The following is a 13,078-nucleotide window of genomic DNA, read 5'->3' on the forward strand; positions in this document are numbered from 1 at the left end:
ACTTTTGTTTCATTCTTAGCAAAAAGTGATACAATACTAAACAATTTAACCTATTTCATCAAAAATTTAGAAAGGGAGAAAAATGAGAAAGTTTATTGATTTACACCTTCACCTAGATGGTTCAGTCCCCGTTGCTACAGTTAAGAAGTTAATGAAAGAACACAATATGCCTGCTCTTTCAGATGAAGAACTGCGCCAAGAGTTGTCTGTTGATTCTAGCTGTAAAAGTTTAGATCAATTTTTAGAAAAATTCGCTTTGCCTAACAAATTGATGCAGACAAGACATGATCTTGAAACGATTGTTTATGATTTGCTTGTCGAATTAAAACAGCAAGGTCTGGTTTATGCAGAAATCCGTTTTGCACCGCAGCTACACACGAAAAAAGGTCTAACTCAAGAAGATGCGATTGAGGCAGTGATTAGTGGATTCAATAAGTTTTTAGCTGATCAAAAGAAACAAAAAACTTTACCTGAACTACATGCTGGTTTAATCCTTTGTTTGATGCGCTTTGCCGATAATCAAAAACAGAACATGGAAACTGTGAAGCTGGCTAAAAAGTTTTTGGGCAAAGGTGTAGTCGGCCTTGACTTAGCCGGTGCCGAAGGCCCGATTCCTAACATCAAATATAAGTCCTTCTTTGATCAAGCAAAAAAGCTTGGCGTTCCCTATACAATCCATGCTGGTGAAGCAGACGGTCCCGATTCTATTCGCCAAGCCCTGGCCATGGGTGCCAAAAGAATTGGTCACGGCATTCGTTGCACTGAGGACCCAGAGTTAACGCAGGAATTAATTAAAAAGCAAATCGTGCTGGAATGCTGCGCAACTTCCAACATGAACACCAAAGCATTCGATCAGATTGATTCTTATCCGATTAAAAAATTGCTACATAAAGGGATGAAAGTTACCCTGAATTCTGACGATATGACGGTTTCAAATACTAATTTACCGCATGAATATAAGTTACTCGAGCAACAAACCAATTTAACGCCAGCAGAAGAAACGACGCTTTACCTAAATGCAGTTGATGCGGCATTTACGACACCAGATGAAAAAATCAGGTTAAGAGCTTTAATTCAAAAATAGTAAAAAAATAGAGGTCAGGAATAATTTCCCTGGCCTCTATTTTTGAACTAATTAGTTCAATGCCTTCTTAGCAGTTTCTGCTAATTGTGCAAAAGTCTTTGAATCGTTGTAAGCAATATCAGCTAACATCTTACGGTTCATGTCAACACCAGCTAACTTCAAGCCGTGCATTAACTTAGAATATGAGATGTCGTTTTGTCTTGCAGCTGCGTTGATACGAGCAATCCATAACTTTCTGAATTCACTCTTACGTCTTCTACGGTCGCGGAATGCGTACTTGTATGAAACGAATAATTGAGTGCTTGCAGCCTTAAATTGCATGTGCTTTGCGCCACGGTAACCCTTGGCAAGCTTCATGACCTTCTTACGACGTTTACGTGTTACAATTCCACCTTTAACTCTTGGCATTTAAATTTCCTCCTACTATAGTCTTTTCAAGAACAAATAACTAGTGCATTTGAGCAACCATTTGCTTGATACGCTTCATATCACTGCTTGAAACCATAGCAGCTTTTCTCAAGTGGCGACGTTGCTTCTTAGTCTTACCGTGGAAACGGTGGCCAGTAAATGCGTGGTGACGCTTTAAACCACCATTTGCAGTTCTCTTAAAACGCTTAGCAGAAGCGCGGTGTGTTTTCATCTTTGGCATATTTCTATTTCCTCCAATTAACTACTTTTTATTTTTTGTCCTTTTCACTCTTAGGTGCGAGCATTAAGAACATTGAACGACCTTCCATCTTAGGCTTGCTAATTACATTAGCAATATCGGAAGTTGATTCAGCCATCTTCTCAAGTACTTGTTGACCTAATTCCTTATGAGTGATGGCACGACCTCTAAAGCGGATTGATACACGAACCTTAGCTCCTTCTTTAGAAACAAACTTACGAACGTGCTTCAACTTCGTTTCGAAGTCGTTGCCTTCAATTGTTGGACTCAAACGAATTTCTTTGACACTAACTGTCTTGGACTTCTTACGGGATTCCTTAAGCTTCTTTTGTTGTTCGAAGCGGTACTTACCGTAGTCCATGATACGTGCTACAGGTGGCTTGGCATTTGGTGAAATCAAAACAAGGTCAAGACCAGCATCGCTTGCGCGACGTAAGGCTTCCATCTTGTTCATGACGCCAACTTGCTTACCATCTTCATCAATTAAACGGACTTCGCGTGCGCGAATTCTATCGTTTAAGATTAAACTTCTTGGTATAACTGTTCACCTCCGTGTTAATTTCGAGGACAAGAAAAAGGCGGGATAAGTATCACCCGCCTTTAATCAACAGAAAATATCGATCAGCCCAGAGGTTAATTTAACTTAGGCGAGAAGCGGGAGCTTCTTCTTGTTCTCAACTAGGTGTATTATACGCGTTTAAACCGGCTGCGTCAATACATGATGTGCAATTATTTAGTTGCATCAAAAACATAATTATCAGGATAAAATTGCATCCGATATGCACGATATACATATGTCATATCTTTAGGACTATTAGTAATAGTCAAATTAAAGACTTGATTTCCATAGGCATCAACTTCAATTATATTGCTTTCTTTACCCGTATTTTTAAAACCAAAATTAATCAAAGTATTACCATTATTCAAGCGTTGTGCATAACCAATAACTTCGGTAAAGTTTTGTTTACCTAAATTCTTGCCATAACTCCAAACTTGTTTAATGGTCTTTTTCTTAGTATCAATTTGATATTCCGTAGCAGCAGAAAACTTGCCACTTTGCTTCTTATCACCGTTAGTAACAGCAATATTATTATCATAAAGCAAAATATCTAATTTACTTCCTGTTTCTTTTAACAAGTAAATTCCGTGTTGACCACCTGGATATTTTGTCCCCTTGCTTGGCTTCAACAGATATTTATGGAATGAACTAGGCCACTCCTTAGCCGGCTTACTAGTAAAAATCCAGTTAATCTTTTTAGTTTGATAATTCATTGACCAAATAATATCTTGGTTACGCGCAGACAATAAAATATTGCCAGTTTTGGCATCATAATCAATGGTGTTAATATGCAGCCAATCCATTAGTCCTAATCCGCTACTAGTATTGTCATTGGCTTTGATTTTGCTCTTTTTGTACATTGATTCTGGAAAAATCTTCTTAAAATCAATTACTTTAACAATTTTACCAGTATTAGGATTAAGTTCAGCAATCGTATCTTCTACATACTTGCTGCCATCATCAACAGTTAAGAGCCAATTGCCGTTGGGCATTTCTGCCACATCATGGTGAACCAATGATAAGCCAGCGGTTCCAGCATAACTGCCACCCAAGGTTTTATCAAAACTGAATTGACGATATACACGACCTAAATAGTCAGTTTCAACCAACATATTATACTTTTCATCACCGGATTTAATCTTATTGAACAAGAGAATATGACCATTATTCAATTGTTCAAAAATATGCTCATTCCAGCGTAAATAGTACCAGCGTACTTCTCCATCACCGTCTACAGCAAAGGTTTGCTTAGTGGTCCTGTTTAAAACAGTCAATTCATTTGAGCCTAAGCTCATCTTAGTCTTGTCTTTAACAGTGACATTAATTGGAAAACTTTTAATCCATTTAGGTAAATTAGCTGTTTTAATCTTAACTGTCTTGGTCTGTTTATTGTCAAATTGATCAGTCATTGTTACTTCAACAGAATTATCATACCCAGCATATAGACCTACGATAGGTACTTGATGATTCGTTTGATAACCTTTAACTTCATTTTTAATAGTAGTATTGGCTGTTTTTCCAATTACTCTATAACTAATTTTGGTAGGTTGATCAGTATGAAAAATCATTAACGCTGTCAGCGGCGAATTTTCATAAGGATTGACCTTAATATAAGGATTTTCCCAAGTATACTGTTGGCCTTTTACAATATTTGCATATTTGGTAGTCAGAGCATCATTACTTGGATTTGCTACTTTTTTGACACCTAAATTTTTAATGATTTGACTGTCACTTAACTTAGTTTTCTTAGCATTTCCATTTTTCTTTTGTGCTAAAACTGTTTTCGATTGTTCATGCAACATCACAACAGGTGTCGTCAGCATGAACGAACTCATTGCCAGTGCGAGTAAAATTCCATTACTTTTCATCAAAATTTCTCCTTTAAAATAAACCTATCAAGTTCATTCTAATATTCGTATATTACAAAATATTAACAGAGAAACGACTTAAGAAATAATTTAACGCTTATTCTTTCTCGCTTTCTTGCACAAACTCTACTAAGTTAATATTTGGATATTTTTTCTTGATTTGTTTTACTAAGGCCTTCTTCTTTTTGGCAGAAATATCTTTCTTTAACTCCACCAAAGTAATTTGCTTATTTTTATTATCACTTACCGTAGTAACAGAAGAAATTGCAGGAGACAATTTTTGAATTTCTTGATTATGCTTTTCCTGTTCTTGCTGTCTCTTCTCATTTGCTTGTTCTTGTTCGCGTTGACGTTGATTGATAATATTATTTACTTGTCTATCTAATTGATTCTCCGCGTTAGGATTTACTTGTGCCACTTGCACAATATTCAAGGAATAACCTTTTAAGTTATATTCGTCCAAGTTAGCTTTGGCCGCTTGAATTTTCTTAGCACTAATCTTATTACCCGACACAGTAAGATTAATAGTCTTTTCTTGCGAATCAACATTTTCCTTGATTAAATTAACATCGCCCAATTCATTGGCAACCAAATTTTGCACATTTTGATCAACCAAAGTCTTATTTACCATATGACCGGCTGAAAGGATACTTGGAATAATCAAAATAATTACTACCATGACTATTCCTACTTCTTTTAAAGTTGGCTTGCGAAAGAAACTAAGTCCAGGTTGACCTGCTGAATGACTTAGCCACTTCATGATTTTTACACCTAAAAATGCTGTAAGGGTAATGAAAACGCAGTTAATCAAAAATAGATAACTTGAACCTAAGAAATACTTAAGATTTCCGGCTGCAATTGAATAACCAACGGTACAAAGCGGCGGCATCAATGCCGTTGCTATCGCTACACCAGGAACAATATTATTTGCACCTTTTTTCCGTGCTCCAATAATACCTGCACTACCACCAAAAAAGGCAATCATTACATCCCAAATAGTAGGTGATGTTCGAGCAATAATTTCCTGACTAGCATAAGTCAACGGAGAAAAATGAAAATAAATGGTTGAAGCAATTAAGCTAATAATAATTTCGGCTAATAAAGAAATGGCACCTTTTCGTAAAATATTGGTGTTATACAGCGCCAATCCTGTACCGATGGCTAAAAGGGGACCCATTAAAGGTGAAATAAGCATCGCACCAATAATTATAGCTGTTGAATTCACATTTAACCCGATACTTGCAATAAAGATCGCACAAGTTAAAATAATTAAGCTTTCTATATTTAAGGTGCCATCATCACTTATTTTGGTAAGAAATTGTGGGCTTAAATAGTTTCTTCTACTCATTTTTTCTTATTTAATCTCATAATTATTTTTTGACAAAATTTTTATAGCTGAATCAAAATTATTATCTTTAACTAAAACATAATCAGTATTAAAAGTTGGCACAGCAAAAATAGAAATACCATTATTTGCTAATAATTGCGCAATTTTAGCTAAAATTCCAATTAATGAAAAATCTAATTGTCCTTCTATTTTGAATGCACGCCAACCATCTTCCCGATTAATCGTTTTGCTTGGAGCATTTTTAGTTTCGCAGACTAAAGATAATTCTTCATCAGTCTTGGCAAAAAAATAAAAATCATTTTTAAAATTTAAATCTTTAATATCACTCAATTGACAAACTGTTAATTGATATGGCAACTTCTTAATAGTTAATTTCATATATACTCTCCTTTATCATTTTTCCTATTAAAACACAAAAAGGAACGAAATGGATACACTTCGTTCCTTTTCATTAAACTTTATTTAACTAATTTTCTACTCTTGTAAGCATAGTATGAAAGATAATTTCCAGCACCTTCACCTACACGCAAAGCATTGACTTTCTTTCCTTTAACATTCTTTTTAACGGGAACATAGTAAAACCCATCTCCGCTACCTGCAAGCCAGCCGTCAGCATTAAATCCAGTAATCTTATGGTACTTAATTGTATGGCAAGCCCATGCTGATTCACCAACTTTATCAGCTAATTTATAATTTGCTTTTTTATCAGCCTTAATCAGCTTATTGACCCATTTATCTGAAGTCTTTCCGTTTAAGTCCTTATATAATTTAACTCCATCAATAGTGTACGCTGTAATCTTGAATTTCTTTACCTTTTTGTCTTCCCTGTAGTACCAAGTACCACGAGTTTTCTTAGGTGTAGTAAATGCTTTCTTTGCACCCCAATCGGTTGCTTTAATTGTTGCAGCATCAGTCTTTGATGATACACTTGCCAAACCAAGAACTAATAAAAATGCACTAAGTAATAATAAAAATTTCTTTTTCATCTTAAATCCTCCACAGAAATCTTTACAGATATTATGCCACAAAAATGCTTGATGAAGCATTGAATTTTACATTTATTTTACAAATGTTACAAAATTATGACGTAAAAAAGGCACTCCATGAATATTCATGAAGTGCCTTAATTAACTATTTATTTAATTAGTTTTCACGTGAGTATGACTTAACATCAGCATCAATTTCGTTAATGAAGTCGTCAAGACTCTTAGAAATTTCTTCGTCAGTACCGTAACGACGTACGTTTACGCTACCGTTCTTCATTTCTTCGTCACCTAATACCAAAGTGTAAGGTACCTTTTGGGTTTGTGATTCACGAATCTTGTAACCCATCTTTTCGTTTCTGTTGTCAACTTCTGCTCTGAAGCCGCGCTTAGCAAGTTCTTGACGAACCTTTTCGGCGTATTCGCCGTGAGCGTCGTTGTTAACTGGGATGATTTCAGCTTGGATTGGAGCAAGCCAAGTTGGGAAGGCACCCTTGTAAATTTCAGTTAAGTAAGCAATGAATCTTTCCATAGTACCAACAATACCACGGTGGATCATAACTGGACGGTGTTCTTCACCATCTTGACCAACGTAAGTTAAGCCAAATCTTTCTGGAAGCATGAAGTCAAGTTGAATAGTTGACATAGTTTCGTCGTTACCCAAAGCAGTCTTAGTTTGGATATCAAGCTTAGGACCGTAGAATGCTGCTTCACCTTCAGCTTCAACGTAGTCAAGGCCAAGGTCATCCATAGCACCCTTAAGCATCTTTTGACTTCTTTCCCACATTTCATCGTTTGCAAAGTACTTTTCAGTGTTCTTTGGATCACGGTATGAAAGTCTGAAGTAGTAATCAGTAATGTCGAAGTCCTTGTATACGTCCATGATCAACTTCAAGATCTTAGCAAATTCGTCTTGAACTTGATCAAGAGCTACAAAGGTATGACCATCGTTCAAAGTCATTTCACGTACACGTTGAAGACCTGACAAAGCACCTGATTTTTCGTATCTGTGCATCATACCAAGTTCAGCAACACGAAGTGGCAAGTCACGATATGAACGAATGTGGTGCTTGTAAATTTGGATGTGTGATGGGCAGTTCATTGGACGAAGTTCAAGCATTTCGCCATCACCCATGTCCATTGGTGGGAACATGTCATCACGGTAGTGTGCCCAGTGACCTGAAGTCTTGTAAGCGTCAAGGTTCATAAGTACTGGAGTGTAAACGTGTTGGTAACCATCAGCTACTTCACGGTCGATGATGTAACGTTCAACAACACGACGAATAGTAGCACCCTTTGGCATCCAGTAAGGAAGACCTGCACCAACCTTAGGATCTACGAAGAAGAGGTCAAGGTCACGACCGATAGTACGGTGGTCGCGTTCCTTAATTTCTGCACGACGCTTTAAGTCATCCTTCAATGCTGCTTCCTTGAAGAATGCAGTACCGAAGATTCTTTGAAGCATTGGGTTTGATGACTTACCTAACCAGTAAGCACCAGCTACTGACAAAAGCTTGAAGTGCTTGATCTTACCAGTGTTTGGAAGTAATGCGTCAAAACCAAAGTCTACGAAGTCGCCTAACTTGTAAGCGTCAACCTTGTCGCCTTCAACCTTCTTCAAAAGTTCACTCTTGTATGGGTCGTCCTTGTAGATATCTTCAAGTTCTGACTTGTCCATTTCAACGTGTTCAATTGCTTGACCACTCTTAACAAGCTTTTCCATAGCCTTTTCAAGTTCTGGCAATTCAGTAACCTTGATTTGGTCCTTCTTGTCAGTGTCAACGTAGAAGCCACCTTCGTCAGCTACGTGTTCACCTAAACGAAGTTCTGGGTACTTCTTCTTAGCAACAGCTTCAAGTGCAAATGCTGCAGTTGCTCTTAAGATATCCAAACCTTCTTCGTCTTTATCAGTAAGGATAGCAATTTCAACGTCGCTATCGATTTCGTAATCAAGTGGCTTAACTTGGCCATTTACCTTAGCACCAACAGCAGCTTTTCCAAGTGAAGTTGCGATTGATGAAGCTACATCTTTAACTGAAACGGCTTTGTCAAATTCTTTCTTTGAGCCGTCTGGTAAAGTAACTGAAAAACTCATAAAATTACCTCCAAAAAAAAATCCCAGTGCTCAATCGCACTGGGACGTTAATTGCGTGGTTCCACCCAAAATTCAGGTTAGCGTGTGTCTAACCTCTTATATTCGGATTGATAAAGGTATCCAACCTAAAATTTTAACTTTGGGAATAAACGATTGGGGTGAGCCTCTAATGAAGGACTTCCAGAACTAGGTCCCTCTCTCTGAAGCGAAGTTCATCATGTCTCGTTTAGTTAGTTTCAATTATACGCATTCGAGCTGGGGATGCAAGACCTTTTTAAAAATTAATGCAAAGAATTTCTGCGGTCAGGTCCTGGCACCACAATTTCTTTAGCCAAAAAGCGGACACGCTGCATCAGTCTTCTCGCCTTAACTGGGTCGGTCGCATTACGCGTTTCTTCAAAGTGTGACTGCAATGCTTCCATGTCTAAATTGGATGAGAAGAAGGTTGGCAAAACATTATCCATTCTTGCCTGCAAAATTACGCCTAAGACGTCATCACGTGACCATTGGCTGAGACTTTCGGCCCCAATATCATCCAGAATAAGCAAATCGCATTCGGATAATCTACGGATTTCTTCTTGCAAGCTAATTCGGCTATTATCGTCAAAGTGACTAGCAAGGCCGGCAATAAATGTTGGCACGTGCAAGAAAATGACGTTTTTATTCATGTTGGTAACGACATAATTAGCAAGTCCTGCCAAAATATAGGTCTTACCAACGCCGAAATCACCTGAAAGATATAGTCCCTTTTGGTGCGGGTCTTTTTTATACTTCTTCAAGAAATCATAAATTAAAGCAAGAACATTGTTCCGATCGTCTGTAACGTCAATTTCACTTAAACTAACGTCATGCAAACGAGCAGGCAAATCAATGAGCTGCAGCCGTCTTTGCGCTGCCTTTTTACGGTCTTGTGCGATCTTAGCTCTTGTCGGTGCATAGCGAATGTCGATTACCTTGCCGTTTAAAAATAGCTGCGGTGCATAACCGGCCATCACCTTGTTGGGATGCGTTTTTTGTGAATAAAATTCGTACAGATTCGACATGCTATTGCGAATCATCTTTTGATCGATTTTATCCGCATTTTGCTTAAGAAAAGCTTGCACATCAGGATCATGCAAGGCTTGATTCTCCAAAGTCTTTTCATCGCCTAAATTGCGCTGTTTAACAATTTGCTTGATCACATTGCCTATCGGTTCCATTTATTCACCTGCTTTCTTATTTATTGTTCAAATCTTTAAACAAATTCTTCAATTGCGCAGTAGAAATACCGGAATTGGTATCAACCTTCTTCTTGCTCCAATCGGTGCCTTTTTCTACGCGCTTATTTTGATAGTTATAGTTTCTTCTAGATCTTCTATTATTGCCATTGCCAAAACTATCGCGACGTTTCTTCACGTACTGCAAAGCCTGAACCGCGGTTGCAACGCCATGTTGGAGCCAGTCGTTAGCGATCTTGTAGGCCAAGTTTGAGTTCACTACAGTATCGTAAGTCAAACAAGTATAGGTCAGAATATTGATCAAATCTTCTGGCAAACCATACTGGGTGTGCAAATTATTGATAATCTGCCGCTCGCCTGCACTGGCAATACCGCCCTTTTCTGTTTTTATCTTATACAAAAACTCAGCGGGTGAGCTTTCATTGGCTTCCTTGAGCAACTTCTTATCGTTGTCGTCCAAGCCCTTAATCGCAGCCAAAGCCTTTTTACGGCCTTCATTTACCTGCTTTTGCACGTGTTCTCTAGTGTTAATCCGTTTGTAGTTCTCAGCTAAAGTATTGCTAATGTCGCGCATGTTCAATTCATACGAACCATGAAGGCATGGCAAACTCTCATCCACGAATTCTTTTTCGGACAAGCCATACGTCTGCATCAAAGAGCGAATTTGATTCTTCTTATTATCAACTTCACTAGCTGGAATTTGATAAACCTCATATTGCTCTTTGATAAAGTCCCAATCGATTGCATCCCTGTCGTTAACTTGGGCCACCTCTTCTTCATGAACTTTGTTTTCTTTGGCGGCCTCAATTACATCGCTGGATGGAGTGATTGCTTCATCCCCCGGCAAACGGAACATATCAAAGAAATTAGCCGAAACATCGCGCGCATTCTTAATAGGCTTTTCCCGCAACTTAGCTTCTTTAGCGAACTTGTGGCTTAATTCATGAAAGGTTTCTTCGCCAACTTTTTCCTTAAGCAAACTCGCTAGTAGCGGCGTAGCGAAAAACTTATCAGCACTAGGCACTTTAAGCAATTTAAACACGATGACGTTATTAAAAACATTATCGGACAAAAATGTTTGAACTAACCCCACGGCCTCTAATTTATGAAGCGAGGTAAACATCGTCTTTAAGCTACAATCCAGTTGTTCTTGCAGCGAATAAATACCCTTAGAATCAGAAATAATGCCGTATGGATCATAATCACTGATTAAAGTCTGATATAAAGCCACCGCAACAGCACCAACTAATGGCTGATACAATTTGATCAATATTTGCTCGTCTTCAGGAAAAAGCGTAACTCGATTGGCTACATAATATAGATGCTTGGGATCAGATGTCTCAAACATTTCTAATTACCCTTTCCCTTTTTGGCCATCATGTCTTCCATCGTCTTCATGAAGCTAGACATATCTTTAAATTCACGATAAATGGAAGCAAATCTAATGTAAGCTACATCGTCCAAGTCGGCTAATTCATCCATGACGTATTGACCGATCTTCTTAGATGAAATTTCGCTTACGCCTTGTTTTCTAACTTTATTTTCGACATGGTCAACTAATTGTTCGAATTGTTCGCTACTAATCGGACGCTTTTGCCCTGCGGCCATTACACCATGCAAAATCTTCTTACGGCTGAACGGTTCACGCGTTCCATCGTTTTTAATTACTAATAAAGGCGCCGTTTCAATACGCTCAAAGGTCGTAAAACGGAAACCACAGTTTTCACATTCTCGACGTCTTCTAATTGCCCGGTTTTCATCACTAGGACGTGAATCAATAACGCGGGAGGCATTTTGATGACAATTTGGACATTCCATAGCTATCCCTCTTTTTTGATTTTATTTAATAATTGTTCTAGTTTACTTTCTAGTTCTTTTATTGTACCAGTATTTTCAATTACAAAATCAGCCAATTGTGTTTTTTTAGACAACGGCATTTGGCTATTAATCCGCATTCTGGCTTCTTTATCAGTTAAATTATTTCTTTGTTTTAATCGCTCTATTTGAATAGATTCTGGCAAAGTAATTACCAACACACTATTGGCAATATGCTTCTTATCTAAGCCAGATTCAAAATAAACTGGTGCATCAAGGATAACCATATCTTCATTTTGATATGATGTTATCTTTTGTATTGTTTTATCGAAAATTAGAGGATGAGTCAACTGATTTAGTCTATTTAGCGCACTTTTATTACTAAAAACTAATTGACCGAGCTTTTTACGGTTAATCGTTTGGTCATCATTCAAATATTCTTCGCCAAAATTATCCTTAATTGCTTGCCAAGAAGCATTTTTTGGCTTCATTAAATCATGCGCTATTTCGTCACAGTCGACAATAGGAATATTTTGCTTTTTAAAAAATTGATCCGCGGTGCTTTTGCCTGTCGCAATCCCGCCAGTTAAAGCTAAAACGTATGTCATTTGTATATCACCTGACAATGTGGGCAAAAAGTAGTGCCTCTGCCTGAAACTTTAATTTTCTCAAAAGTCGTGCCACATCTAGGGCAGGCTTCACCAGCGTGACCGTAAACTTGTAGCATTTCTTGGTAACCACCAACTTCGCCGTTTGCATCCAAATAGCTATGAACAGTTGTACCGCGCTTTTCTATGGCAATTTTGATGGTTTCATTAATATTTTTACGCAGATCTTCTACTTTATCGGCAGGAATTTTGTTAGCCAAACTCAAGGGATGGATCTTGCTTTGCCACAAGGTTTCATCGACATAGATATTGCCCAGACCTGCCACAACAGTTTGATCGAGTAAGACATTTTTGATGTTCTTCTTTTTTCTCTTCAAACTACCCAAAAAATACTGCTCATTAAATTCCGGCGTATTGGGTTCAACGCCCAGTTTACCGATGCCAGTTGTTTGTCGCTCGGTTCCGGTCAAAACTAGCTGCATACGGCCAAATTTGCGCACATCGTTATAACGCAAGGCAGTGCCGTCGGTAAAAATAAATTCCACATGATCATGCTTATCTTTTGGCGCTTCCGGCGTAGTTAAGTGATACTTTCCTTCCATGCGCAGGTGAGAAACAATCGTCAAATTGTCGCTCAAGCGAATAAGCAAATACTTGGCATAGCGATCAATGCGAATAATCTTTTTGCCTGGCAGTTCATTGATAAACTTGTCATGATCGGTCGCAACGATTTTGGGATACCACAAAATTACTTTTTCAATTGTCTTTCCTTTAATTAAAGGAGTTAAAGTTCTTCGTACAGTTTCAACTTCGGGCATTTCAGGCATCTAATCA

General features: G+C 37.9%; 14 protein-coding genes and 1 other annotated feature. Of the genes, 1 reads left to right on the forward strand and 13 read right to left on the reverse strand.

The genetic code is table 11. The annotated features are described in order from the left end of the window. The first annotated feature begins 82 nt into the window (after positions 1 to 82). Positions 83 to 1,084 (forward strand): adenosine deaminase, encoded by a 1,002-nt coding sequence (gene add / locus BN1206_RS07065; protein ID WP_052543126.1) that lies wholly within the window; start codon positions 83 to 85, stop codon positions 1,082 to 1,084. A gap of 51 nt (positions 1,085 to 1,135) precedes the next feature. Here add and rplT read toward each other — a convergent pair whose 3' ends face one another. The 13 genes from rplT to mutM all read right to left on the reverse strand — a co-directional run bounded on the left by rplT (position 1,136) and on the right by mutM (position 13,071). Beyond that, positions 1,136 to 1,492, reverse strand: a complete 357-nt coding sequence (gene rplT, locus BN1206_RS07070) for a 50S ribosomal protein L20 (RefSeq protein WP_003627118.1) — start codon at positions 1,490 to 1,492, stop codon at positions 1,136 to 1,138. A 40-nt stretch (positions 1,493 to 1,532) separates the two neighbouring features. After that, on the reverse strand, positions 1,533 to 1,733 hold the full coding sequence (gene rpmI / locus BN1206_RS07075) for a 50S ribosomal protein L35 (protein ID WP_013642294.1): 201 nt from the start codon (positions 1,731 to 1,733) through the stop codon (positions 1,533 to 1,535). Positions 1,734 to 1,761: 28 nt separating this feature from the next. Continuing rightward, a complete protein-coding gene (infC, locus tag BN1206_RS07080; RefSeq protein ID WP_082104766.1) occupies positions 1,762 to 2,289 on the reverse strand; it encodes a translation initiation factor IF-3 in 528 nt (175 codons plus the stop codon). Positions 2,290 to 2,315: 26 nt separating this feature from the next. Continuing rightward, positions 2,316 to 2,427 (reverse strand) — a sequence feature (ribosomal protein L20 leader region). A gap of 53 nt (positions 2,428 to 2,480) precedes the next feature. Next, positions 2,481 to 4,178 (reverse strand): aryl-sulfate sulfotransferase, encoded by a 1,698-nt coding sequence (locus BN1206_RS07085; protein WP_013642296.1) that lies wholly within the window; start codon positions 4,176 to 4,178, stop codon positions 2,481 to 2,483. A gap of 97 nt (positions 4,179 to 4,275) precedes the next feature. Next, positions 4,276 to 5,526, reverse strand: a complete 1,251-nt coding sequence (locus BN1206_RS07090; RefSeq protein WP_013642297.1) for a DUF389 domain-containing protein — start codon at positions 5,524 to 5,526, stop codon at positions 4,276 to 4,278. 6 nt (positions 5,527 to 5,532) lie between these two features. Further along, complete coding sequence (locus tag BN1206_RS07095) at positions 5,533 to 5,904, reverse strand: ACT domain-containing protein (protein ID WP_052543127.1); 372 nt, start codon at positions 5,902 to 5,904, stop codon at positions 5,533 to 5,535. A gap of 80 nt (positions 5,905 to 5,984) precedes the next feature. Then, positions 5,985 to 6,512: a hypothetical protein gene (locus tag BN1206_RS07100; protein WP_052543128.1), complete on the reverse strand. Its 528-nt coding sequence runs from the start codon at positions 6,510 to 6,512 to the stop codon at positions 5,985 to 5,987. A gap of 157 nt (positions 6,513 to 6,669) precedes the next feature. Next, a complete protein-coding gene (gene thrS / locus BN1206_RS07105; protein WP_052543129.1) occupies positions 6,670 to 8,604 on the reverse strand; it encodes a threonine--tRNA ligase in 1,935 nt (644 codons plus the stop codon). A 281-nt stretch (positions 8,605 to 8,885) separates the two neighbouring features. Further along, complete coding sequence (gene dnaI / locus BN1206_RS07110) at positions 8,886 to 9,803, reverse strand: primosomal protein DnaI (RefSeq protein ID WP_013438408.1); 918 nt, start codon at positions 9,801 to 9,803, stop codon at positions 8,886 to 8,888. 16 nt (positions 9,804 to 9,819) lie between these two features. Beyond that, on the reverse strand, positions 9,820 to 11,169 hold the full coding sequence (locus tag BN1206_RS07115; RefSeq protein WP_052543130.1) for a replication initiation and membrane attachment family protein: 1,350 nt from the start codon (positions 11,167 to 11,169) through the stop codon (positions 9,820 to 9,822). Between the two features lie 2 nt (positions 11,170 to 11,171). After that, complete coding sequence (gene nrdR / locus BN1206_RS07120; protein WP_007126545.1) at positions 11,172 to 11,639, reverse strand: transcriptional regulator NrdR; 468 nt, start codon at positions 11,637 to 11,639, stop codon at positions 11,172 to 11,174. Positions 11,640 to 11,641: 2 nt separating this feature from the next. Continuing rightward, a complete protein-coding gene (gene coaE / locus BN1206_RS07125; RefSeq protein ID WP_013438411.1) occupies positions 11,642 to 12,244 on the reverse strand; it encodes a dephospho-CoA kinase in 603 nt (200 codons plus the stop codon). Then, entirely contained in the window at positions 12,241 to 13,071 is an 831-nt protein-coding gene (gene mutM / locus BN1206_RS07130) for a bifunctional DNA-formamidopyrimidine glycosylase/DNA-(apurinic or apyrimidinic site) lyase (RefSeq protein ID WP_052543131.1), read from the reverse strand. Before mutM ends, coaE begins: the two co-directional genes overlap by 4 nt. Positions 13,072 to 13,078: the final 7 nt, after the last annotated feature.

Source organism: Lactobacillus sp. OTU4228 (genome assembly GCF_001006945.1).
GTDB classification, from domain to species: domain Bacteria; phylum Bacillota; class Bacilli; order Lactobacillales; family Lactobacillaceae; genus Lactobacillus; species Lactobacillus amylovorus.

Coding starts and splice junctions, on each gene's coding strand:
- add (WP_052543126.1), top strand. CDS start 83: ATGAGAAAGTTTATTGATTTACACCTTCACCTAGATGGTTCAGTCCCC.
- rplT (WP_003627118.1), bottom strand. CDS start 1,492: ATGCCAAGAGTTAAAGGTGGAATTGTAACACGTAAACGTCGTAAGAAG.
- rpmI (WP_013642294.1), bottom strand. CDS start 1,733: ATGCCAAAGATGAAAACACACCGCGCTTCTGCTAAGCGTTTTAAGAGA.
- BN1206_RS07085 (WP_013642296.1), bottom strand. CDS start 4,178: ATGAAAAGTAATGGAATTTTACTCGCACTGGCAATGAGTTCGTTCATG.
- BN1206_RS07090 (WP_013642297.1), bottom strand. CDS start 5,526: ATGAGTAGAAGAAACTATTTAAGCCCACAATTTCTTACCAAAATAAGT.
- BN1206_RS07095 (WP_052543127.1), bottom strand. CDS start 5,904: ATGAAATTAACTATTAAGAAGTTGCCATATCAATTAACAGTTTGTCAA.
- BN1206_RS07100 (WP_052543128.1), bottom strand. CDS start 6,512: ATGAAAAAGAAATTTTTATTATTACTTAGTGCATTTTTATTAGTTCTT.
- thrS (WP_052543129.1), bottom strand. CDS start 8,604: ATGAGTTTTTCAGTTACTTTACCAGACGGCTCAAAGAAAGAATTTGAC.
- dnaI (WP_013438408.1), bottom strand. CDS start 9,803: ATGGAACCGATAGGCAATGTGATCAAGCAAATTGTTAAACAGCGCAAT.
- BN1206_RS07115 (WP_052543130.1), bottom strand. CDS start 11,169: ATGTTTGAGACATCTGATCCCAAGCATCTATATTATGTAGCCAATCGA.
- nrdR (WP_007126545.1), bottom strand. CDS start 11,639: ATGGAATGTCCAAATTGTCATCAAAATGCCTCCCGCGTTATTGATTCA.
- coaE (WP_013438411.1), bottom strand. CDS start 12,244: ATGACATACGTTTTAGCTTTAACTGGCGGGATTGCGACAGGCAAAAGC.
- mutM (WP_052543131.1), bottom strand. CDS start 13,071: ATGCCTGAAATGCCCGAAGTTGAAACTGTACGAAGAACTTTAACTCCT.